General features: G+C 43.8%; 20 protein-coding genes. 8 read left to right on the top strand and 12 right to left on the bottom strand.

The window, feature by feature from the left end:
- Positions 1-15: 15 nt before the first annotated feature.
- Positions 16-660, bottom strand: coding sequence for a hypothetical protein (locus tag I2I33_RS15650; RefSeq protein ID WP_087420483.1), 645 nt, complete (start codon positions 658-660; stop codon positions 16-18).
- A gap of 358 nt (positions 661-1,018) precedes the next feature.
- Here I2I33_RS15650 and I2I33_RS15645 point away from each other — a divergent pair, with 358 nt between their 5' ends.
- From I2I33_RS15645 to I2I33_RS15630, 4 genes are all read left to right on the top strand, one after another.
- A complete protein-coding gene (locus tag I2I33_RS15645; RefSeq protein ID WP_087420482.1) occupies positions 1,019-2,188 on the top strand; it encodes a FecR family protein in 1,170 nt (389 codons plus the stop codon).
- Between the two features lie 83 nt (positions 2,189-2,271).
- Complete coding sequence (locus I2I33_RS15640; RefSeq protein ID WP_087420481.1) at positions 2,272-5,955, top strand: SusC/RagA family TonB-linked outer membrane protein; 3,684 nt, start codon at positions 2,272-2,274, stop codon at positions 5,953-5,955.
- 12 nt (positions 5,956-5,967) lie between these two features.
- The gene (locus I2I33_RS15635) at positions 5,968-7,545 is read left to right on the top strand and encodes a RagB/SusD family nutrient uptake outer membrane protein (RefSeq protein ID WP_087420480.1); all 1,578 of its coding nucleotides are present in this window, start codon (positions 5,968-5,970) and stop codon (positions 7,543-7,545) included.
- A 17-nt stretch (positions 7,546-7,562) separates the two neighbouring features.
- The gene (locus I2I33_RS15630) at positions 7,563-8,489 is read left to right on the top strand and encodes a hypothetical protein (RefSeq protein WP_087420479.1); all 927 of its coding nucleotides are present in this window, start codon (positions 7,563-7,565) and stop codon (positions 8,487-8,489) included.
- Between the two features lie 58 nt (positions 8,490-8,547).
- Here I2I33_RS15630 and I2I33_RS15625 read toward each other — a convergent pair whose 3' ends face one another.
- From I2I33_RS15625 to bcp, 3 genes are all read right to left on the bottom strand, one after another.
- Positions 8,548-10,626, bottom strand: a complete 2,079-nt coding sequence (locus tag I2I33_RS15625; protein ID WP_087420478.1) for a S9 family peptidase — start codon at positions 10,624-10,626, stop codon at positions 8,548-8,550.
- 32 nt (positions 10,627-10,658) lie between these two features.
- Positions 10,659-11,681 (bottom strand): recombinase RecA, encoded by a 1,023-nt coding sequence (recA, locus tag I2I33_RS15620; protein WP_087420477.1) that lies wholly within the window; start codon positions 11,679-11,681, stop codon positions 10,659-10,661.
- Between the two features lie 171 nt (positions 11,682-11,852).
- On the bottom strand, positions 11,853-12,320 hold the full coding sequence (gene bcp / locus I2I33_RS15615; RefSeq protein WP_087420476.1) for a thioredoxin-dependent thiol peroxidase: 468 nt from the start codon (positions 12,318-12,320) through the stop codon (positions 11,853-11,855).
- A 167-nt stretch (positions 12,321-12,487) separates the two neighbouring features.
- Here bcp and I2I33_RS15610 point away from each other — a divergent pair, with 167 nt between their 5' ends.
- Entirely contained in the window at positions 12,488-12,802 is a 315-nt protein-coding gene (locus I2I33_RS15610; protein ID WP_087420475.1) for a DUF4491 family protein, read from the top strand.
- A gap of 82 nt (positions 12,803-12,884) precedes the next feature.
- On the top strand, positions 12,885-13,301 hold the full coding sequence (locus I2I33_RS15605; RefSeq protein ID WP_087420474.1) for a PaaI family thioesterase: 417 nt from the start codon (positions 12,885-12,887) through the stop codon (positions 13,299-13,301).
- Positions 13,302-13,313: 12 nt separating this feature from the next.
- Here I2I33_RS15605 and I2I33_RS15600 read toward each other — a convergent pair whose 3' ends face one another.
- Positions 13,314-13,658, bottom strand: coding sequence for a HigA family addiction module antitoxin (locus tag I2I33_RS15600; RefSeq protein ID WP_087420473.1), 345 nt, complete (start codon positions 13,656-13,658; stop codon positions 13,314-13,316).
- Between the two features lie 8 nt (positions 13,659-13,666).
- Complete coding sequence (locus I2I33_RS15595) at positions 13,667-13,984, bottom strand: type II toxin-antitoxin system RelE/ParE family toxin (RefSeq protein ID WP_087420472.1); 318 nt, start codon at positions 13,982-13,984, stop codon at positions 13,667-13,669.
- A 365-nt stretch (positions 13,985-14,349) separates the two neighbouring features.
- On the opposite strand from I2I33_RS15595, the gene I2I33_RS15590 reads away from it, so the two are divergent.
- Positions 14,350-14,793, top strand: a complete 444-nt coding sequence (locus I2I33_RS15590; RefSeq protein ID WP_087420471.1) for a hypothetical protein — start codon at positions 14,350-14,352, stop codon at positions 14,791-14,793.
- Positions 14,794-14,798: 5 nt separating this feature from the next.
- Positions 14,799-15,815: a hypothetical protein gene (locus I2I33_RS15585; RefSeq protein WP_087420470.1), complete on the top strand. Its 1,017-nt coding sequence runs from the start codon at positions 14,799-14,801 to the stop codon at positions 15,813-15,815.
- 41 nt (positions 15,816-15,856) lie between these two features.
- Here I2I33_RS15585 and I2I33_RS15580 read toward each other — a convergent pair whose 3' ends face one another.
- The 6 genes from I2I33_RS15580 to metF all read right to left on the bottom strand — a co-directional run bounded on the left by I2I33_RS15580 (position 15,857) and on the right by metF (position 22,122).
- The gene (locus I2I33_RS15580) at positions 15,857-16,171 is read right to left on the bottom strand and encodes a HigA family addiction module antitoxin (protein ID WP_087420469.1); all 315 of its coding nucleotides are present in this window, start codon (positions 16,169-16,171) and stop codon (positions 15,857-15,859) included.
- Between the two features lie 29 nt (positions 16,172-16,200).
- A complete protein-coding gene (gene uvrB, locus I2I33_RS15575; protein ID WP_087420468.1) occupies positions 16,201-18,207 on the bottom strand; it encodes an excinuclease ABC subunit UvrB in 2,007 nt (668 codons plus the stop codon).
- 114 nt (positions 18,208-18,321) lie between these two features.
- On the bottom strand, positions 18,322-18,696 hold the full coding sequence (locus tag I2I33_RS15570; RefSeq protein ID WP_087420467.1) for a thioesterase family protein: 375 nt from the start codon (positions 18,694-18,696) through the stop codon (positions 18,322-18,324).
- Between the two features lie 97 nt (positions 18,697-18,793).
- On the bottom strand, positions 18,794-19,543 hold the full coding sequence (locus I2I33_RS15565; RefSeq protein ID WP_087420466.1) for a sulfite exporter TauE/SafE family protein: 750 nt from the start codon (positions 19,541-19,543) through the stop codon (positions 18,794-18,796).
- 332 nt (positions 19,544-19,875) lie between these two features.
- Positions 19,876-21,165 (bottom strand): Na+/H+ antiporter NhaC family protein, encoded by a 1,290-nt coding sequence (locus I2I33_RS15560; RefSeq protein ID WP_087420465.1) that lies wholly within the window; start codon positions 21,163-21,165, stop codon positions 19,876-19,878.
- Positions 21,166-21,168: 3 nt separating this feature from the next.
- Positions 21,169-22,122 carry a methylenetetrahydrofolate reductase [NAD(P)H] gene (gene metF, locus I2I33_RS15555; protein ID WP_087420464.1) on the bottom strand — a complete coding sequence of 318 codons (954 nt, stop codon included), beginning with the start codon at positions 22,120-22,122 and terminating at the stop codon, positions 21,169-21,171.
- Positions 22,123-22,219 lie beyond the last annotated feature (97 nt).

The raw sequence follows: 22,219 nt of genomic DNA, 5'->3' as shown, positions 1-22,219 counted from the left end.
ATTGAAGGATTCAGATCACTTTAGCTTAATCTTGTAGTAAAGGCTATTCGTGAATGAGTCCCTCTCCGCATTCGTGAAGAAGGCATAGACATGAGCTTCTGTTGCACCTGGTTGTTCGAGAGGAATGTTGGCGATCCCGTCATTCCGGGTGATGCCTGTGTTCTCGATGATTTGGACCCGGAAAGGTTCGTTGTCGTAAATCACGGCGAGTACGAGTTCATCCTTGTTTCTGCGGTCAAGAATCCACGGGGTGGTTTCCCAGTTGATCGAGAGAATTCCTTCCGGGGCATCCTGTTGCCGGAAATGGAAGGGCATTTGTAAGTCCCCCACTGTAAATTTTAACAGGGCGAAATCCCCGATGTTGTAGTCCGTGTCGTACGCATTGATATTCTCCTTGACGAAAAGGTTGTATCCCGAAGCGATGTTCCTGTTGTTCGCCTCCCTGTTCCACGAGTAAACCAAAAACGTGTTCTTCACGGATTGATAAAGGGTTACCACCGATGATAACCGGGTGTTTTGGTGGGCTCGGGTGGGTGAACCTGCGTTGCCATCATACGAGGGAAATTTGCGACCGAACGTTTTTCCTCTTTTGTGGTATATAACCATACCATCATATCGCCCGTGAGCGTCTTTTAATAAACCGGATTTAATTTCTACCATAATTTTACTATTATTAATAATTACTTATCACTTCCCGTTTCATTCGTGTTGATAGCTAAATAGTAGAATAAAGATACGACAGAAATGACCGTTTGTCAAGTTAAATATCCTTTTCTTTCCTTAAAATGGCGGCGATGATCGGGCGACAAGGGGGCGAGCATGGGGCGACAGCGCCTATTTACCGCCTATCTGTCGGGCAACAGGCTGGCAACGGGAGATTGTATCCGTGAGAAATGGGTATTTATAGGGATGTGATTTTATTTTTGACCGAGACCGTTTTTTTCGAAAAATAATTCATCTTCTTGTAAACATTTTGGAGGGGGAGTTTGTCTTTAGGGTGTAATGAAGATGAAGAGTCATGGAGAAAGAAAATATACATATTGATTGGGAAGTCATTTCGAAAAGTTTCCGGGATGAGTTGTCCGGGGAGGAACAGGAGAGGTTGGAAAGCTGGTTGGAGGCGTCTTCCCGGCATCGGGATTTCTATCACCGGGCGCTTGAAGGGGGAGAGACGGACGCCACGGTCGGGGTAGATCGAGACGTGTTGGCGGCAAAGAAAAGCGAGTTGATGCGGCGGGCCCGCGTGATGAAGGGGGACGTGAAATCCCGGAGGGCGCTGAGGTGCGTGTGGTATGCTGCGGCGGTTATTTTGCCCTTGGCGATTGTTGTTGGGATGTGGGTGAACATGGGAGGACGGGAGAAAAACGTGGTGATTGCCCAGCGGGTGCAACCGGGTAGCGGGCGTGCTGTGCTGGAATTGCATAATGGGAGAACCTATTTTCTGGACACGACCCGGGTGGTTGAAACCGGCATAGAGGGAAATCTGGCGAAAGCCGAAAAGCAATCGCTGGTTTACACGAAACAGGAGGCCGAGGAACTGGTGTATAATAAAGTGATCGTTCCCCGGGCGGGAGAGTATTCCCTCACGTTGTCGGACGGGACGCGGGTATGGTTGAATTCCGATTCGGAGATTCGTTATCCCGTGGCTTTCGGGAAGGAGCGGAGAACGGTCTTTTTATCCGGGGAGGCCTATTTTGAGGTGGAGAAGGATGCGGAACGCCCGTTCTACGTGGTGCTGGACGGTATGGAGGTGAAGGTGTACGGGACATCGTTTAACGTGAACACGCATTATCAAGGGAAGATCCTGACCACGCTGGTAGAAGGGAAAGTGGGCATCCGGGTGAAATCGACGGGGACGGAAAGCATCCTGCAGCCGAACCAGATGGCCGAGTTTAATCGCGAAAAGGAGGAAGTCGAGGTGACGGACGTGGATCCGTACTACTACACGGCTTGGCGGGCGGGGGAGTTCGTGTTCCAGAACGAGACGATCGAGGAGATCATGGATCGTTTGTGTCGCTGGTATGACACGGAGGTTTTCTACGCGAATGACGACGTGAGAAAGAAACGTTTCACGGGGATTATCGCTCGTTTCACGGATGTGGCGGACGTGTTGCATTTGATTGGAGAGACTGCGACGGTACAGTTTGATTTGAAAGGTGACGTGATCACGGTGAGTGATTCAAGATAAAACCGCAAGTTGTGGCGCAACTTGCGGTTTGATAACGGATGTTGTGTGTACATCCATAATGTTTAATATTAATCAACAAATCTATGAAAAAAATCAGAAAGTTGTTTGATTTTTCGGACTTTTTATGTTCGATAAAGATGAAACTACTATTGGGCAAATGGGGGGTAATGGTGTTGATATTGTTGGGATTGCCTTGCATTACTTTGGCTCAGAAACAGAAAGTGACGATCAACGTGAAGGATGTTGACGTGCAGATTGTGTTCAAGCAAATCAAGGAACAGACGAATCTGAATTTCGTGTACAACGCGGACCAGTTGAAAGCGATGGAAAGCGTGACTTTGAACGTTCGGAATGTCTCGGTGGATGCCGCTTTGGCAAAGCTGTTCGAGGGTACCCCTTTCGAGTATAAGTTCGAGATGCAATCGATCGTGATTAAAAAGAAAACGGAGAGAGTTGGGAACGAGAAGATGGTGTTATCCGGTCTGGTGACGGATAAAAATGGCGATCCTTTACCCGGTGTTGCCGTTTTGTTGAAAGGGTCTACAGTGGGTACAGCCACAGATATGGACGGGAATTTCAAGTTCATGATTCCGAGAGAGAATAATGTCGTGTTGGTGTTTTCCTTTATCGGGATGAAGCGGCAGGAGGTCGCCGTGAAGGATGATAAACCGTTACGTGTGGAATTGGAGGAGGATGCCACGGAGTTGGATGAGGTCGTTTCCTACGGGTATTATAACGTGGATAAACGGCACATGACGAGTTCGGTGACTTCTCTGAAGATGGATGATATTATGATGCCGGGGGTAAGTTCGGTGGATCAAATGCTGGAAGGGCGTGTGCCGGGGATGATTTTCATGCAGAATTCGGGACAGGTGGGTGCGGCTCCAAAGATTAAGATCCGGGGAACGACGACGGTTTTGGGATCTCAAGCTCCGTTGTGGGTGTTGGATGGTGTGATTTTGTCTGATCCGGTGAATATTGACCCGGCGAGCATCAATGATTTGGATTTTGTGAATTTGTTGGGGAATGCGATTTCCGGTATTAACCCGGACGATATAGACAAGATCGACGTGTTGAAGGACGCTTCGGCCACGGCTATATACGGTCCGAGGGCATCGAACGGTGTGATTGTGATCACGACAAAGAAAGGAAAAGTGGGTGCCCCGTCGGTTTCCTATTCTTTGACGGGGACATTCCGTCAGCGCCCCCGGTACACGGACCGGGCGGTGAACGTGATGAATTCTCAGGAGAGAATAGATTATTCTCGGGATATTGTTGAAAATAAACTGGAGATCCCGGATTTGGAGAGTTGGGTTGGTTATGAATCCGCCTATTATGATTACCAAAGCGGTAAAATCAATCACGAGGAGTTTTTGAATGCCGTTCATAAAATGGAAACCGTGAACACGGATTGGTTGGGGATTCTAATGAAAGATTCTTATTCACATAATCATACGGTAAGTGTTTCCGGTGGTACGGATAACATTCGCTATTACGCGTCCTTGGGGTATAGTAACGAGAATGGTAATATCCGGGGAGAGAAAAATGATCGTTATTCCGCTCTGACCCGTTTAAATCTGAACTATAAAAATTTCACGATGCAATTCGGTTTGAATGGTAGTACGATTAAAAAGGAATATACACCGGAGAAAGTCGGGGTGACCGATTACGCTTACAATACTTCCCGTAGTATTCAGGCGTATGATGATAACGGAGATCTTTGGTTTTATCAAAAGAGAAAAGCAGATGCTAGTGCTTATGATCAGCTATTTAATATTATAAACGAACGAAATAATACTTACGATAAGATTAAAACGGAGCAAATCGGTTTGAATGTTTCCTTGGGATATTACTTGTTCCCGGAATTGAAAGCTGAAGTGTTCTGTTCCTATAATGTCTCTAATTCAAACGAAGAAATATATTTTGGGGAGAAAACGTGGTATATTGCCGAGTTAAGGAAAAAGAACGCGGAAACGGGAGAAATAGATTTCGGGAAGACATTGTGTCCTTCCGGGGGAGAATTGCGACTGGATAACACGAAAAACGAGAACTATAGTTTCCGGGGATCTCTTACTTTTAATAAAAGTATCGACAAGGAACAGGAGCATGTCGTTTCTGCTGCCGTGATCGGGGAATTGAGTTCTTCGAGATATAGTGGTTTCAAGATCACGAAACGTGGGTATTTACCGGAACGAGGGTTGATTTTTGACAAGATCGAGTCGATGACAGACGGCAATCTTTACACGAAATATAATGAATGGTTGTTGACTGATGCGGCAAGAGGGCAATTGAAAGATAATCTGACGAATTTGGTGGGATTGATCGGTACGGCGACTTATTCATACCGGAATGCTTATATTTTTAACGTGAACGCGAGAATTGATTTTTCGAATAAATTCGGGGATGCCAGTAATGATCGGTTATTGCCGATATGGTCTGTTTCCGGGCGTTGGAATATGCACGAGAATGTGTTGCGAAATGTGAGCTGGATTGATATGCTGGCGCTGAAAATGTCGTTCGGGTACCAGGGAAATATGTCGGCACAGGATTCTCCCCGTTTGATTATTAAAAAGGGAGGTACGGATAACGATTTCAAGGAATATTTCTCGACGATTGATAGATACCCGAATCCCAACTTGAAATGGGAGAAGACTTCAACTTACAACGTGGACGTGGATTTTTCGTTGTTCAATAATAAAATTAACGGTACGGTCGGCTATTATTACCGTTACACGACAGATGCTTTCCTCTCGAAGAAAGTATCCGTGGTGAATGGCATTGATACTTACACGGTGAATAGTGGGAATTTGAAGAATCAAGGTTACGAGTTGACGTTGAATTTTGTACCAATCAACACGATGACAACGGTTAACGGGGAACGTCGTGGGTTAGTCTGGCGTTTTGATCCGAATTTTGGTTCGGTTTTCAACCAGTTGATTGATAAGGTAAAACATAAGGATCAAGTGTTGCAGGACGAAGTAAAGTTTGAAGATTATTTGAATGGTCGAGTACAAATATCCGGACGTCCGGTGAACACGTTCTATTCCTACAGGTACAAGGGATTGGACCCGAAGAACGGGGCTCCGATGTTTTACGGGACAGAGGCGACGACTATCGTGGATGGGGAAGAAAAAAATACGGACGAGATTTACGAGGCGATGGATCGTGAGGATGTGTGGATGACCGTGATGGAGCATTCCGGGTGTCGGGAGCCGTTTTTACAGGGAAGTATAAGTAATTACCTCGGATGGAAGAATTGGGGACTTTCTTTTAACTTGTCATATAGTATCGGTTCGAAAATTCGTTTGTTCAGGTTGTACCCGAATCAAGGAGTTGTGAACGGGCCGGAACAGAATCTTCGTCGGGAGCTGGTAAATCGTTGGCGTCGTCCGGGAGATGAGTTACACACGGATGTTCCCGGTATATTGTCGGGAATGGATCATTTGGCCGCTACTTTCCCTTGGTGGCGTGGTGAGACATACGATTTTTCCAAGACGTTGTGGGATATGTATGACTTTTCCAATCTTCGGGTGGCGTCCGGTAATTATTTGAAATTGTCAAGTATTTCGTTGCGGTATGTCGTGCCGGAAAGTTTTTGCGAGAAATTGCGGGTGAAGTCTCTTTACCTGAATTTGAGCGGGACAAATTTATTTACCTTGTGTAGCCGGAAGCTAAAAGGGCAAGACCCGTCTCAATCCGGTTCTACCGATTTGATTAATATTTCCGTGCGTCCGACATATTCACTTCAATTAAATGTAACGTTTTAAGTAAACAGAGTTATGAAAAGAATATTATTTGTTGTTGTCGTAGGATGTTTCTTGTTTAGCTCGTGTGGAAATTTTTTGGAGGAGTACTCCAAGGATCTCGTGTATGCTAGTTCTTGCGAGGATTTGGACGAGATTATTATCGGTAACGGGTATATGAAAAGGAATGCAAATCAGGAATATGCTTATTACACGGAAAATGAACAGTATTACCCGTATTTGCACGTGATGGATGATGACGTGGAGGAGTTTCTCTCCGGAGCGGTAAAAATGTTGGCAAACGCGAATCCTGCCGTGCGGTATCGGAATTTTTACACGTGGGGGGAACGTCCGTTTTCTGATATGACCGGGATGGAATTGGTTGATTCTGACTGGAAAAGATTATACGAGCATATCGGGTATGTTAACGTGATCATATCTTACGTGAAAGAGTTCGAGAGCGATCCGGAAGAAATTCGTCACCGAATTACGGGTGAGGCTCAGTTTTTACGCGGGTGGTATTATTATATGTTGGTGAATCTTTACGCTAAACCTTATTCAAAGGAGACGGCAGGAAAGGATTTGGGCCTACCTTTGAACATCACGGAGTTTATCGAGGATAAGTATTTTAGCCGGGATCCGGTGGAGAAGGTGTACGAACAAATTGTTTTGGATTTGAAGAATGCGGCAGATAATTTAGCTGGTATCGTTCAGCCAACTTTTTACAGGGTAAATGAAGCGGCGGCCCGCACTTTGCTAAGTCGGGTTTATTTGTACATGGGGGAATGGCAGTTGGCTATTGACGAGTGTGACAAGGTGTTGGCCCTGGGATGTAAGTTGCGAGACATGAATGGTTTGGACGAAAAATGGTTGAATACGGTGAACTCTCCGGAAATATTGTTTACCCAGGGTAGTTACGCTATAGGAGGGTTGATGAATAATAATACTTCACGGTATGGTGTTATAGGAGGGGGACGTTATCGTGTTTCGGATGAACTTCTGGCCTTGTATAAGAAATACAAGAACGATGGCGTGGTTGATTTACGGGAAAGTGTATTTTTAGAGCCTTCCTCAAGTTATTGTCCGGGATATTTCTTTATCAGGAAGACTCCTGATTATAGTAATAATCGTAAAGGATCAGTAAAAGTTTATGATGCTTGTCTGATTCGCTCTGCCGAGGTTTATTTGAATAAGGCAGAGGCTCAGGCGATGCTGGATCAGCCGGATGCGATAAGTACGGTCAAGGTTTTGATGGAGAAACGTTATAAAGATGGCGTGTTGCCCGCAATAGACGGTTTGAAGGGAAAGGAGTTGGTTGATTTTATCCGGGAGGAACGGCGTCGGGAATTGACTTGCGAGGGGCATCGATGGTTTGATTTGAGACGTTATGCCGTGTCACCTAAATATCCGGAATTGAAAGAAATCACGCATGGGGTTTACCAGTCCGCGATGGCGAGTATGAAACCGGGCGTGTATGACGGGAGTTACACGTTGAAACCGTATGGTCAGGATAATGCCTGGGTGTTACCGATACCGGATTACGAGATTATTTTTGATCGGGGGGCCATGGTGGACAACGATAAGCGGGAGTCTCGGGAGAAGAATGAAAATTAACATTAAAAATTGCGAGTATGCTAAGAAATATTTTTGTTGTACTGGGAATGGTGTTTTGCTTTTGTGTGAGTTGTGACAAGGAAGACAATGATGTAAAGGCTGTCGAAAACATGCGCGATTGGTATAAGGTTGAGGATAAACCGGGCGAGGTGAATCATTTGCTTTATAAAATGTACAAGTATTATGACGTGACTATTTTTATTAATGATACTCTTGGACAGGAAGAACGAGGTGTGGATGCTTACGGGGAACCTATCGTTCACACGGAATTGTTTGATATGGGGTATTACGTGTACGGGACTTACACGGATGGGCGAATGACGTTATCCGCTGACAGTGCAGCCATGATTGTTGCTATTAATATGATTGAGGATCGGGTGATTCCGCATCTGCCGGAGCCGGGAGCTTACCGACCACATTCTTTTTTGTTGGCAGATTCTGTTTTCTTGACGCAACAAATCGGTTTTTCCTATGTTACTTACGAAACGGATATTTATAGCCGGGGGATAAGAGGAATGGTGATTGGGAAATTGAATGCGATCAAAAAGATGAGTGAGGATGAACTGAAATGGTTCGGAGGGGAGATCTTGGCTGTGAAATGTGCGGACTGGATTCAGGAGTTTTGTGTGGATGAGTTACTGGATTTTTATAAAATATCCGGGGATTCTAATTATGATGAAGCGAGTATGTTTGCCCCGGCAGATTGTCCGGAAGAGCTTGGATTTATCAAATGGCTGGAAGTGGAGGTTTCATCCCGTAATTGGGTTAAGACCCCTACTAAGGAACAAGACATTCGGGATTACATCGCGGCTATTTACGCCTATTGGGGAGAAAAGGAGAGGTTCTACGAGTTGTATCGTGATTATAAGGATATAATTAAGAAGTTTGATTTGATGGTGCCTTTGGTCGAACGGTTTGAGGAAGCAAATTGTGAGGTGAAGTAGGAGAAAAGCGAATCCCACGAAGTTGATACTCCGTGGGATTCTTTTTATTTGTTTGGTTTTATTGTTTCAACCACTTATCCAACCAAGAGGCGAAAGTTCGTTGCCATAGGATTCCGTTCTGGCAACCCAATACCCAGTGACATTCTTCGGGGAAGTACAGGTACTGTGCCGGGATGCCACGCATGCGGGCTGCATTGAAAGCTCCCATGCCTTGAGAGGCATCAATACGGAAGTCTTTCTGACCGTGGATAACCAAGATCGGGGTGTCCCATTCTCCCACGAATTTGTGAGGAGAGTTGTCGAACGTGCGTTGAGCCACCTTGTTATTCTTTTCCCAAGGAGCGCCACCCATATCCCAGTTAGCAAACCACATCTCTTCGGTGTTGTAGTATTGCATTTCCATATTGAAGATACCGCAGTGAGCGATGAACGCTTTGAAGCGCTTGTCGTGATGTCCGGCAAGGAAATACACGGAGAAACCACCATAAGAGGCTCCCACGCAGCCTAAACGATTTTCATCAATATAAGGCTCTTGCTTCATCTCGTCGATAGCAGAAAGGTAATCCTTGATGTTTTGTCCGGGGTAGTCACCACTGATTTGTTCGTTCCATTCTTGTCCGAATCCCGGTAAGCCACGGCGATTTGGGGCAACAATGATGTAACCGTTGGCAGCCATCATCTGGAAGTTCCAGCGATAGCTCCAGAATTGGCTTACCGTGCTTTGAGGACCACCTTCGCAATAAAGGATTGCCGGGTATTTTTTGTTCGGATCGAAGTGGGGAGGGTAGATGATCCAAGTCAACATTTGTTTGTTGTCCGTGGTCTTGATCCAACGAGATTCAACCTTACCCATGGTTAATTGATCCAAAATACCTTTGTTCACGAATGATAATTCGGTGTCTTTTCCGGTTTTCGGGTCAACTTTGTAGATTTCTGCCGGTTGACTCATAGATACTTTGGTAGCGATGAGGTAATCGTTCACGGGAATAACCGAGGTGTAATTGTGTACGCCTTCGGTTAATTTGGTGATAACACCGTCATTCAAGGTTAACCGATAGATCTCGTCCGTAGCGTGATGGTCTGAAATGAAATAGATCGTGTTATCGTCACCCCAAGAGAGTGCCCCAACATTTTGATCGAAATCTTTCGTGTATTCTTTCTTCTCCCCGGTTTTCAAATTCATCACGAATAGACGAATTTTGTCAGCCTCGTAACCGTCACGTTCCATGCTTTCCCAAGCCATAAGTTCTCCATTGGGAGAGATCACTTGGTTTTGGTCGTAACCCATCATCCCCTCTGTAAGGTTGCGGGTTTTACCGGAATTCAAATCGTAAAGATAGAGGTCCGTGTTGGTAGAAGTCATGTAAGCGATTCCCTCTTTTTTACGGGCCATGTAGATCACGCCTTTCCCGTCTTTGGTCCAGGTGATCTGTTCTGTACCGCCCCAAGGACGAACGGGTGATTCCCATTTTTCTCCTTCCATGATGTCTTTACCCGTGGTAACCATTTGGCCGGGGATGTAATCTGCCACGAAAGGATGGGTGTAAGCCTCTACCCAGTCATTCCAGTGACGATATACTTGACCGTCGATCAAGCGGGCGTTTGCCTTCGGAAGATCGGGGTGAAGATCGTGAACATCTTGTTCCAGTTTCACGTCTTTCAAAAAAAGAAGTTTGGATTTGTCCGGGGAGAAAATAAAACCCCCGATACCGCCTTCGATATTGGTTAACTGGGTAAGCCCACTACCATCGGCATTCATTTCCCATAATTGTACGGAACCGGATTTGCTGGACATGAAGGCAATTTTACCGTCGGAAGTCCACGTCTCTCCGAATTCCTTGTAATCCGTGTCTGTCAGTTGTTTTGATTTTCCATCGGTCAGGTTCATCACGTAGATGTCACTGTATGAACGATCTTCTTCCTTGTTGAAGTAAGTCACGTCGTACACGAGTGTTTTTTGATCGGGGGATACGTTTACGCTACCGATTCTACCAAATGACCATAACACCTCAGGCGTCATCACGTCGGATGCTAGTTTCATATCCGGTGTTTTATAACTTGGTTTTACTGCCTCTTTCTTGTTGTCACACGACACGATTGCCAACAAGACTAATGCAGAACATAAATAACTTTTCATTGTAATTTTAGCTGTTTTATTACTCGATTTTCTTATTTCGTTGCCGCTTGCACGCCGTTCTCCATGGCTTCCACGATTTTTTGGGTAAGCTCTTCCGCCAGTTCCGGGTTATCCATCACCAGTTGTTTCACGGTTTCCCGTCCTTGTCCCAGTTTGCTTTCGCCGTAAGAAAACCAGCTACCGCTTTTCTTGATCACGTTGTATTCAACACCGAGATCCACGATTTCTCCAGAACGAGAGATGCCTTCCCCGTACATAATGTCGAATTCGGCTTTCTTGAATGGAGGAGCAACTTTGTTTTTCACCACTTTCACGCGGGTGTGGTTACCGTAGATTTCCTCTCCGTCTTTGATTTGTCCTACACGACGGATGTCCAGACGCACGGAGGCATAGAATTTCAACGCATTACCACCCGTGGTTGTTTCGGGATTACCGAACATGACACCGATTTTATCACGCAACTGGTTGATGAATATACAGCAGGTATTTGTTTTGCTGATGGTTCCTGTCAGTTTACGTAGTGCTTGTGACATCAAACGGGCTTGTAATCCCATCACGCTGTCACCCATATCTCCCTCTATTTCAGCTTTGGGGGTTAGGGCAGCTACGGAGTCGATCACGATGATGTCGATTGCTGCCGAGCGGATCAGTTGTTCCGCAATTTCAAGGGCTTGTTCCCCGTTGTCAGGTTGGGATATAAACAAGTTGTTCACGTCAACTCCCAGTTTCTCGGCGTATGACCGATCGAAGGCGTGTTCGGCATCGATGATAGCCGCAATACCGCCTTGTTTTTGTGCCTCGGCGATGGCATGGATGGCTAATGTAGTCTTACCGGAAGATTCGGGACCGAAAATCTCGATCACACGGCCTTTCGGGTATCCGCCTACTCCTAATGCTCTGTCCAGTCCGATAGAGCCGGAAGGGATTACTGCGACATCTTCCACGACATTATCGCCAAGTTTCATGACGCTCCCCTTACCGAAGTTCTTTTCGATCTTGTCAAGGGTAAGTTGAAGTGCTTTTAACTTGTCTTGATTGGTTTCTGTGTTTGCCATAATTTATTGATTTTAAATTTTAGATTTTAGATTTTAGATTTGAACTCCCTCCCCCCTTCGGGGTACTCCCTCTATAAACAGAGGGAGAGTTGAGTTACTTACCATCTTTGGTAAGAGTTACCAGCTCCTCCTCTGTTTATAGAGGAGGTGGTCGAAGGCCGGAGGAGTGCTTTATTTTATTTTTAATTGTTCCAGGATTTGTTTCGCGTGATCTTTCGTGTTTACTTTCGTGATCACTTTTTCAATGATCCCGTTCTCGTCAATGACAAAGGTGGTGCGCACGACTCCCATGTAAGTTCTGCCATATAATTTCTTTTCGGCCCATACACCGTAGGTTTCCAGTATCTTTTTCTCGGTATCAGCAATTAGGTTGAAAGCCAAGTTGTATTTGGCAATGAACTTTAAATGAGAACTTGCCGAATCGGGGCTGACACCAACGACTTCAAATCCTTTTTCCGTGAGGGAAGAATAACCATCATTCAAGCTACATGCTTCCGCAGTGCATCCCGACGTGTTGTCCTTCGGGTAAAAATAGAGGATTAATTTTTTCCCTTTAAAATCTTCCAGCGTGATTTTTTTCCCGTCCTGATTTATGCCCTCGAAGTAAGGGGCTTTATCTCCTTCTTTTAATGGTGCCATATTCGTTTATAATTAGTGATTTACGATAAGGAATATAAACAATTTATGATTTGATAAAACTTGTTTACTTCTTTTCCCGTAGTCTATGTACAAAAGTAGGAATATTTTGGTGAAATGAAATAGAGTTTTGGAATATTTGTACATTTGCATAAATCTAAAAATAGAGTATGGAATTTATAGAAACGTATAATTTGACAGGGCTGATTATCGGGATTTGCACGTTCCTGATTATCGGATTATTTCATCCAGTGGTGATTAAAGCGGAATATTATTGGGGAACAGGTTGTTGGTGGATTTTTCTCGTTCTGGGAATCGTGGGAACAGTGGCCGCTTTGTGGGTGACGAACGTGCTATGGTCTTCTTTACTAGGCGTGTTTGCCTTTTCTTCTTTCTGGACGATCAAGGAGATTTTCGAGCAGGAAGAACGAGTGCGTAAAGGGTGGTTTCCTGAAAACCCAAAGAGAAAAGCTAGAAAAGAATAAATTTGTAATTTACGATAAAAAGGCGTTAGCTTTGTGGGTAGAAATCACGGAATCGAAAAATCATAAATCAAGAAATTAATACATGGATAGTTCAGTAATTACAGAGCAGATGAACCGGGAGAGCCGGGGTACATTAATGGCAAGTTTAGGTATAGAGTTTATTGGTATCGGAGAGAATTGGTTGGAGGCAAAAATGCCTATTGACGAACGGACGATGCGTCCCGGTAATTTATTGCATGGTGGAGCAATTATGGCATTAGTAGAGACCGTGGGGAGTGGATTAACTTATATCGGAGAGAATCTGGAAGAAAATCACGTGTTTGGAATCGAGATTAATGCCAACCACGTTCGGAAAGCTCAAGGAAGTTATGTTATCGGTCGTGCGGAGTTTATCCATAAAGGACATCGTACTCACGTGGTATCTGTTAATGTAACGGATGAATTTGGGAATTTGGCATCTGTTGGACGGATCACGAATGTGGTGCTGCCTAAGTCTTAGTTAATAGAAAGCTTATAGGATAGCAGCAATTTTACGTATTTTGCTCAGTTTTTCCATAAACTTGCTATCGTTTTTTGCCATTTGCAGATTGTAGCATGTTTGCATTTTAAGTAAAGGTTCAGCATCAATGTCTAAAGCTGCCCCTATAAGCATGGCATATTCTGTATTTAATGGACGTTTTGCATTTAGTATCTCATTTAAGACTGTATAAGATACGCCCATTTCTTTTGCAAGTTTCTTTTGAGAAATGCCTCTGTATTCAATTTCATCTTTCAAAATTTCTCCAGGGTGTGTTGGCTCAAAAGGAGTAATATTATTGGCAATCATTTTAGGGTCGATATTATCTATTTTGCTCATAACTTTTTCTATTTATAATGGTTCGATAATTCAATTATATTACAAATGGTAGTTACAATTTCGCCTCGCATCTCTGTTACTATGAATTCAATTCGATATTGATTGTTGACTCTAATGGAACAAAGTTCTTTTCTATTTCCTGATAGTTTTTCAAAATTTAGTCCGTTGTATTTGTAAAGTGCTGTAATGTTAGAAACGTTAATCATGATATCTATACAACGTTTGTATCTACGTATAATCTCAGGCTGAAAATGATGTTTTTTGTCATTAACTTTTCCTGATTCATATAATTCTTTTAGATACTCTTTATCGAATGTAACAATCATATTAGTTGTTTCTTTGAATACAAAGATAGGGAATAAATTTTATAAATTCGCAAATTTGCGAATTTATATGATGATTTTGAGGTAGTGTCGTGGTTTTATACATAAACACTGATCGAAAAAATTTAATATAATCTTGTATTCCTGTTTGCTATTTGTTTATAGTTTGATACCTTTGCTATTGACTTACATTATAACAACCGCAGGGAGTTCCTGCCTAATTGTAGCAGGCATTTTTCATGCCTGTTACTCAACATACGGTTCTGTACCCCCGTGTGGTGTATTAATGTACCCACTGCTGCGGTTGTAGTGTAAGTCAACGGGAAAGGCGGAACCGTTTTTTTCTGCCTGACTTAAACCTATAACTTATGGAAAAGAATGATGCTTTGAAGGCGCAATCAGAAAATGGAGATGCGTTAGGTGGCCTGTCCACGGAAGAAATTGAAAGGCTGGAAAATTACTACATTTTGGAGGCAGAACGTTTAATGGCGTTTGGGGTGCAAGAGAAAAAGGAACCTTTAGAGGGTATGTTGAAACACTTGCGTACCGTGGAAAACCTATTACACGATTTGCAATTTCAGTGGGAGGATTGTATTTCTGTATTATATAGTAGCTTTATGCACTATGTGGTTTTGGTAGAGGGAAAAGAGAAGCAAAATCACTTATCAGATTTGGTGATAGAGTTGATAAAAAAGATGAAATATCTCTCAAAGAAAGAACCTTTGATTATGGGTTTGGCACGTCAATACCAGCAACAGAGGAAAGAAGTAGAAGCTTTGATTGGTTTGAGGAGTAATGGACCTGAAATGTGACTATCATGGGTGAAAAGGATGAAAGTGCTTTTTCTGACGGGATGTCGGGAGAGCAACAAAGAATGTCTTCGAAAGATTTTTATCTGACTAAGTCTCAGGTTATGAGAAGGTTTCGGGGTAATAAATTGAGAGGAGATTGTGATGAAAATTTATTGGGAGGCTTACTCCATGAAATGAATGAAACGCAACAACTCTTGGATTGTATGCGACTTCCTTGGATGAAATTGGCTGATGCTTTTTTTCAAGGTTACGTTGATGTTCCCTCGTATAGTAAGGATAAGAGACTGTTAGCTTCACGATTAATAGCATTAATGGTAAAATTATCAAGGGAAACTTCTTTTGTTGAGAAATGGTTTGTGTACAACTCTTTTCAAGCGAAAGAAATTAAAGAATTAGAGGTTGCGTGTAAGATGCGACGCCTCTATAGTATTTCCATTGGTGATGAGTTATTGTACGATCTTTCGTTAAAACAATTAGTTGAAATTTATGATACGATCGAAACGTTTCTTGAACAAGATAATACCTCTTTTCAGGAATTTGAGGATGATGATTTATGTGGAATTGATGTGGATATGTCTGTTTGTCGTTTTGCGGATAAAGATACTTATGGTGTTTCTTACTATATCGATACTTACGAGGGGGAGATGCACTTTACATCTTCCGAGCAAATAAGCTGTGTTATTGAGCAAATGCAACAATTCTTGGATCGGATGGAAAAGAGAGAGTTTATGAATATTGAAGAGGCTACGGAAAAAGAAGAGGCTTTCATTACAATACGGGAAGACTATACCCCAAGAAAGAAAGTCTTGAACGAGATTCCACTTGTAAGCAAAAGTATTCGTCAATGTGATGGGGAGGCATTGACGGGAAGTTACATGATAAGTGCTAATGGTTTGTATTTGAATGATCTATCTTCCCCGAAATTAAAAGAAATTTCCGTGAAACTTGAAGAATTTTTAGAATCTGTAGATAAACAATGGAGAATACTTCGAACGCCTGTAGAATGTGGGTTCGAATCTTGATTGGAAGGGTAAAAAGCAACTGGAAAAACAGTTGCTTTTTGCTATAATAACGAAGCACAAATATTTCGTAACTTCTCAAATTTGTCAATGTTTTTCTTGTTTTGTCGAGCCAGTTGTAAATTGTAGCGAGTTTGCATATTTACTAACATTTCGGCATTGATACCTAATGAAACTTCGATTAGCAAAGCGAAATCTGTAGATACGGGGCGTTTCCCGTTCAGAATATCATTAAGCATGGTGTACGAAAAATCTACAATTTGGGCAAATTGTTTCTGCGAGATTTTTCTGAATTCCAATTCTTCTTTTATGATTTCACCCGGATGTATTGGAATAAATGGTTCTCCTAAATTTTCCATGGTAATTTTTTTATTTGTAATGATTCGTTTTAAGAATTCAGCCGTTTGATTGTTTCTTCCAGTTTAAACATTTCATCCCGGAGGCGGGCAGCTTCAAGGAAATCCATTTCTTTGGCGGCTTTTTGCATGGCGGCTTTTGTTTTTTGCAGCATTTTTTCCAGTTCCGGTTTACTCATGTAAGCAGTAACGGGGTCTGCGGCCAAGTTCACGTGCTCTTCTTCAATGTAAGCACGGGAAGTTTCTTTTAGTACGGATTCCGTGGATTTCCGTATTTGGGTAGGGGTGATACCGTGTTGAAGGTTATACTCCATCTGTTTTTCTCGGCGGTACTGGGTTTCATTGATGGTTTCCTGCATAGAGCGAGTGATCGTGTCGGCATACATGATCACTTTGCCATTTAGGTTACGGGCGGCACGTCCGGAGGTCTGTATCAGTGAACGGGTAGAACGTAGGAATCCCTCTTTGTCGGCATCGAGGATGGCAACAAGGGAAACTTCAGGCATATCTAATCCTTCACGTAACAAGTTAACTCCGACAATTACATCAATTACTCCTTTGCGTAAATTTTCGATGATCTGTACTCGTTCCAGTGTGTCCACGTCAGAGTGAATGTACTGGCATTTGATGCGAATACGGTCCAAATATTTACTTAGTTCCTCCGCCATTCGCTTGGTCAGCGTGGTTACAAGAACTTTTTCGTTGATCTCAATTCGTTTTTGTATTTCGTTGATGAGGTGGTCTATCTGGTTCTTGCTAGGAACGACTTCGATTTCCGGATCAAGAATTCCGGTGGGACGAATAATCTGTTCCACGACAACCCCATTGCATTTTTCCAGTTCATAATCGGCCGGGGTGGCACTGACGTATATGGTTTGCCCCGTGTTGGCCTCGAATTCTTCAAACGTGAGTGGACGGTTGTCGAAAGCTGCCGGAAGACGGAACCCGTATTCCACGAGTGATTGTTTACGGGAACGGTCACCACCATACATGGCTCTTACTTGCGGGAGTGTTACGTGTGATTCGTCAACGACAAGCAGGAAATCCTGTGGGAAGTAATCCAGCAGACAGAAGGGGCGAACTCCGGCAGCCCGCCCGTCTAGGTAACGGGAGTAGTTCTCGATACCGGAGCAATAGCCTAGTTCCCGGATCATTTCCACGTCATATTTTACCCGTTCGTCCAGTCGTTTTGCCTCAAAGTGTTTACCGATGGAGTTTAAGAAATCAACTTGCACGACAAGATCGTGTTCTATGTCATGTATGGCTTTCGCGAGCGTGGCTTTATCCGTGACAAACAGGTTTGCGGGGTAGATGTTCAGATTTTCCATTTCATCGATCGTTTTCCCGGTTTGCGGGCTAAACGAGGTAATTCGGTCAATCTCATCATCCCAGAACTCAATCCGGTAGGCCATTCCCTCGAAGGTTTCAATGGCCGGAAAGATGTCCACGGTTTCTCCTTTTGCCCGGAAACTACCGCGTTTGAATTCCAGTTCGTTATTCACGTAAAGGGCATCCACCAAACGGCGTAAAAGTTGATTACGGGCTATCTTTTGACCTTTCTGCAAGTAGATAATATTTGAACCGAAAGCAGTCGGGTCTGCCATACCGTAAAGACATGAGACCGATGAAATCACAATTACATCCCGGCGTCCGGATAGCAAGGATGCCGTGGTTCGTAACCGTAATTTGTCGATCTCGTCATTGATCATGAGATCTTTTTCGATATACGTGTTGGTGGTGGGTAAGTAAGCCTCCGGTTGGTAATAGTCGTAGTAAGATACAAAGTACTCCACCGCATTTTCGGGGAAAAAGGCTTTGAACTCCCCGTATAACTGGGCGGCTAACGTCTTGTTGTGACTGAGGATTAGTGTCGGACGCTGAACCTCTTGTATCACGTTGGCAATCGTAAATGTCTTTCCCGATCCTGTAACTCCCAATAATACCTGCCCCGGGACTTCATCCAGAAGTCCTTGCGTTAGTTCCTTGATTGCTTCCGGTTGATCCCCGGTCGGTTCGAATGCTGAGGTCAGTTTAAACATCTATGATTAAATGATTTTATTTATTCTGAGATTTAGTGATTCTAGATTAGGTGATTAAAAGTGTTGGATTGTGTGGTTGGAATCTAAAATCTAAAATCATTAAATCTAAAATTATTAAAGTTTGCTCATGAATTTTTCCGGGTTGATGATAAAGCGGTCGTGGATGGCCGAGCCGATAGGGGCGGTTTCATCCCATGCCTCGATAGAGAAACGAATACGGCGACCGTCAACCTCGGTGATGGTGGCTTTGCAGGTTACTTTCTTGCCAACAGCGGTTGCTTTTACGTGTTTGGTATTGATTTCGATACCTACGGTGTCGCTGTCGGCTTCCAACATACCTTCCAGGCATTTGATAGCCGTGTTTTCCATTAAACCTACCATTGCGGGTGTTGCGAATACTTCCAGTTTCCCGGAACCGTAAACGGCTGCCGTGTCTTTATGTTGCACGGTAATTTCTTGTGTGAAAGAATGTCCTATTTTTATTTCCATGATCTTTGAATTTGAATTGCAAAGTTAACTAATAATCCTGTATGGAAAGGTCGTTTTAAGAAGTTTTCACGTGATGTTATGGATTGTTTAAATTCGGTTAGCTGAAAAACAGGCGTACGGCTACAATGACAAGTACGACGAGCAGGAAATACCGAATGTATTTAGCTCCCCATTTGATACTGAAACGTACTCCTAACCATGCCCCAAGCATATTTCCACAGGCTAGGATAAGTCCGACTTTAAAATCCACGAGATCGTTCCAGATAAAGATTGACAGAGCGATAATCGTGTAGAATAGCACGATAAATAGTTTTATGGCATTGGCTTTTAATAGATCATAACCGCATCCGAGAACCAACCCCGCTAGCAGGAAGAATCCGATACCGATTTGGATAAATCCGCCGTAAATTCCCAGGAAGAAGAAGATAATGTTTCGTAGCCACGGGCTTTTCATTTTTGCCTTGTCCACATTTGCTTTAACCCAAGCATCCGGGTTCAAGAGTAGCATGAAAAACATGACGATTAAAAGTCCGGCAATGACTTTTTTGAATATCTCTTCGTTGATGTCCACGGCAATAAATGCACCCACGATACTACCGAGGGCCACGGGGAGTAGCAGTTTAGAATCGGTTTTGAAATCAAGTATTTTCTTTTGTTTAAAGCCGCTGACGGATACCACGTTTTGCAATAAAATAGCAATCCGATTGGTTGCGTTCGCCACGTTTGCCGGTAAGCCGATGAAGATAAGGAAAGGTACTACCAACATGGAACCGCCCCCGGCAAACGTGTTGATAAAACCTGCGGCAGTACCGAGAAGTATGGTGACGATGATTTCGGTTATTGTCATGGGGCAAAGTTAAGAAGTAAAAGTTTAAAATTTAATAGCCTGTTTAAATTTTGTTCAACAAAATTTTATCGTTGTTTGATTACCTCTAGGTCAGGCTAATGTTCTTTCGGTGTTCCTATATGTCTCCGTCTTGATTCGTGCCGCGTTCAAATGTATTTCCTCCGGCGATCACTCGCAAGTGACACGGAGAAAGCACGGAGAAAGCACGGAGAAGACCTAGCCAAACAATAGAGTAACAGCGAATGTCTCTTGAACAACTGACTCCCAATATTTTTATCTTATCAATGCGAAATTTAAACAGGTTCTAAAATGAAATATTTGAACTATTAGATTTATAAAGAGTATTTCCGGGGATAGCGGAAGCATATAGCCAAAAGAGCGGCAACACCCATCAAGTACGGGTAGTAGAGGTACTGCATGATGGCTAGCGGGGTAATGGAGGCTAGACCGGCGGCCATGAGTAATTGTGCCCCGTAGGGAATGATTCCTTGCACGAAACACGAGAACGTGTCTAGCAGGCTGGCTGATTTCCGGGGATCGACGCCAAAACGACGGGCAATATCTTTAGCTATGGGGCCGGACATGATGAGGGCTATCGTGTTGTTTGCCGTGCATAAATCGGCGAAACTGACGAGGGCGGCAATACTTAATTCGGCTCCTTTTTTTGATTTGACATGAGTGGTTAATTTCTGAATGATGTAGGCAATTCCCCCGTTGTAGCGAATCATTTCGAGCATTCCGCCTGCCAGTAACGTGATAATGATCAGTTCTCCCATGCCGGAGATACCCGTACCCATGGCGGCAATCCATTCCCAGAATTGAATGCTTCCGGTAATTATCCCGACTATATCGGAACAGAGAATACCGAGTAGAAGTACGATCATGACATTCACGCCAGCTAATGCGGTGGTAAGTACCAAAATGTAAGGAATTACTTTTAACCACTCGATCGGGGTGGCGCTGGGTGTTGTTGTTATTTCGCTACCTTGGAACAGGTAAACGATAGTTACGAGTATGGCAACCGGGATGACAATTAAGCTATTGACTTTAAATTTATCTTTCATGTTACAGCCTTGCGTGCGGGTGGCAACAATGGTCGTGTCGGAGATAAAGGATAGGTTATCCCCGAACATGGCTCCTCCGACCACGATGGCTACCATGAAAGGTGTGTTTATGCCTGTTTGTACGGCAATACCGACGGCGACGGGGGTAAGTGCCACAATCGTACCGACAGAAGTTCCCATGGAAAGTGAAATGAAACAGGCGGCAATAAACATCCCTGCGAGTAAGAGACTGTCCGGAAGTACGGATAAAGCGAGATTAACAGTCGCATCTACCGCCCCCACGGCTTTTGCCGTTTGGGCAAATGCCCCGGCAAGGATAAAAATCCATACCATGAGCATGATATTGCTGTTGGCGGCTCCTTTACAGAATAGGTCTATCCGTTTGTGGAGTTTTCCCCCGGAAGAGATGGCCACGGCCACAACGGAAGAGACGAGAAATGCTACCGTGATCGGCATTTTGTAAAAATCTCCCATGATGAGAGAGGCGATCAGGTAGATGCTTAAAAATACGATCAAGGGAGTTAGTGCCCAAAAATTTGGTTTAGTTTCTTGTTGCATAGCTTAGAAAACTTGTTTTACAATTTCCTGAATATTTTCCGATTTCCCCATCGTGTAGTAATGAACGGCGGGAACCCCGTGTGCGATGAGTTCTTTACTCTGTGCCACGCACCATTCTATACCGACTTGGTTGATCTCCTTGTTATTTTTGCATGAACGAATCTCTTTAACCAGTTCGTGTGGGATGTCTATACTGAATGTACGTGGGAGCATTTCCAGATGTTTGAATGTTGATATGGGTTTTAATCCCGGTACGATAGGTACGGTAATTCCTTGCGCCCGGCATTTATCGATAAACTGGAAAAATTTGGAGTTATCGAAAAACATCTGGGTGACGATATAATTCGCTCCCGCATCGACTTTCTTTTTCAGGTTTTCGATGTCACAGGCTTGGTTGGGTGCCTCGTAATGTTTTTCCGGGTATCCGGCAACCCCGATGCAGAAGTTCGTGGGAACGGCATCTGTCAGTGTGTCATCCAAGTATTGGCCGTGGTTCATGCGAGTGATTTGTTCTACCAGTTCACAGCTATATTGGTGTCCGCCTTCTTCGGGTGTAAAGAAACGTTCTCCCGGTATGGGATCACCCCGGAGTGCCATCACGTTTTCAATGTCAAGGAAATTCAAGTCTATGAGTTCGTTCTCGATCTTGTGGCGGGTGGCTCCTCCGCACACGATATGAGGAACCATGTCCACGTTGTACCGTCTCATGATGGCTGCGGCCAGTGCCACGGAACCGGGGCGTTTTGTCACGGTAACTTTTTTGATCGTTCCGTCCGGGTATTCACGATATACCACTTCATCCCGGTGAAAGGTAATGTTAATGAATGGGGGAGCAAGGGCAATCAAGGGTTCGATGGCCTCGTATATTTTATTGATGTCTCCGCCTTTTAGTGGCGGTACCAGCTCGAAAGAGAATACCGCCTTGTCTGTATTGTTGAGTATGTCGATGACTTTCATAATTTTAGATTTTTAGATTCCAATAGTTTATCTATTTTAGAGTTCAAACTCCTCCGTCAGCTTTGCTGCCACCTCCTCTATAAACAGAGGAGGAGTT

Origin of the sequence: Butyricimonas sp. BSD2780061689_150309_C8, assembly GCF_015560935.1 — a bacterium.
In the GTDB taxonomy this organism is placed as follows: Bacteria; Bacteroidota; Bacteroidia; order Bacteroidales; family Marinifilaceae; genus Butyricimonas; species Butyricimonas paravirosa.
This window is presented reverse-complemented; position numbering and strand designations above follow the sequence as displayed.

Coding starts and splice junctions, on each gene's coding strand:
- I2I33_RS15650 (WP_087420483.1), bottom strand. CDS start 660: ATGGTAGAAATTAAATCCGGTTTATTAAAAGACGCTCACGGGCGATAT.
- I2I33_RS15645 (WP_087420482.1), top strand. CDS start 1,019: ATGGAGAAAGAAAATATACATATTGATTGGGAAGTCATTTCGAAAAGT.
- I2I33_RS15640 (WP_087420481.1), top strand. CDS start 2,272: ATGAAAAAAATCAGAAAGTTGTTTGATTTTTCGGACTTTTTATGTTCG.
- I2I33_RS15635 (WP_087420480.1), top strand. CDS start 5,968: ATGAAAAGAATATTATTTGTTGTTGTCGTAGGATGTTTCTTGTTTAGC.
- I2I33_RS15630 (WP_087420479.1), top strand. CDS start 7,563: ATGCTAAGAAATATTTTTGTTGTACTGGGAATGGTGTTTTGCTTTTGT.
- I2I33_RS15625 (WP_087420478.1), bottom strand. CDS start 10,626: ATGAAAAGTTATTTATGTTCTGCATTAGTCTTGTTGGCAATCGTGTCG.
- recA (WP_087420477.1), bottom strand. CDS start 11,681: ATGGCAAACACAGAAACCAATCAAGACAAGTTAAAAGCACTTCAACTT.
- bcp (WP_087420476.1), bottom strand. CDS start 12,320: ATGGCACCATTAAAAGAAGGAGATAAAGCCCCTTACTTCGAGGGCATA.
- I2I33_RS15610 (WP_087420475.1), top strand. CDS start 12,488: ATGGAATTTATAGAAACGTATAATTTGACAGGGCTGATTATCGGGATT.
- I2I33_RS15605 (WP_087420474.1), top strand. CDS start 12,885: ATGGATAGTTCAGTAATTACAGAGCAGATGAACCGGGAGAGCCGGGGT.
- I2I33_RS15600 (WP_087420473.1), bottom strand. CDS start 13,658: ATGAGCAAAATAGATAATATCGACCCTAAAATGATTGCCAATAATATT.
- I2I33_RS15595 (WP_087420472.1), bottom strand. CDS start 13,984: ATGATTGTTACATTCGATAAAGAGTATCTAAAAGAATTATATGAATCA.
- I2I33_RS15590 (WP_087420471.1), top strand. CDS start 14,350: ATGGAAAAGAATGATGCTTTGAAGGCGCAATCAGAAAATGGAGATGCG.
- I2I33_RS15585 (WP_087420470.1), top strand. CDS start 14,799: ATGGGTGAAAAGGATGAAAGTGCTTTTTCTGACGGGATGTCGGGAGAG.
- I2I33_RS15580 (WP_087420469.1), bottom strand. CDS start 16,171: ATGGAAAATTTAGGAGAACCATTTATTCCAATACATCCGGGTGAAATC.
- uvrB (WP_087420468.1), bottom strand. CDS start 18,207: ATGTTTAAACTGACCTCAGCATTCGAACCGACCGGGGATCAACCGGAA.
- I2I33_RS15570 (WP_087420467.1), bottom strand. CDS start 18,696: ATGGAAATAAAAATAGGACATTCTTTCACACAAGAAATTACCGTGCAA.
- I2I33_RS15565 (WP_087420466.1), bottom strand. CDS start 19,543: ATGACAATAACCGAAATCATCGTCACCATACTTCTCGGTACTGCCGCA.
- I2I33_RS15560 (WP_087420465.1), bottom strand. CDS start 21,165: ATGCAACAAGAAACTAAACCAAATTTTTGGGCACTAACTCCCTTGATC.
- metF (WP_087420464.1), bottom strand. CDS start 22,122: ATGAAAGTCATCGACATACTCAACAATACAGACAAGGCGGTATTCTCT.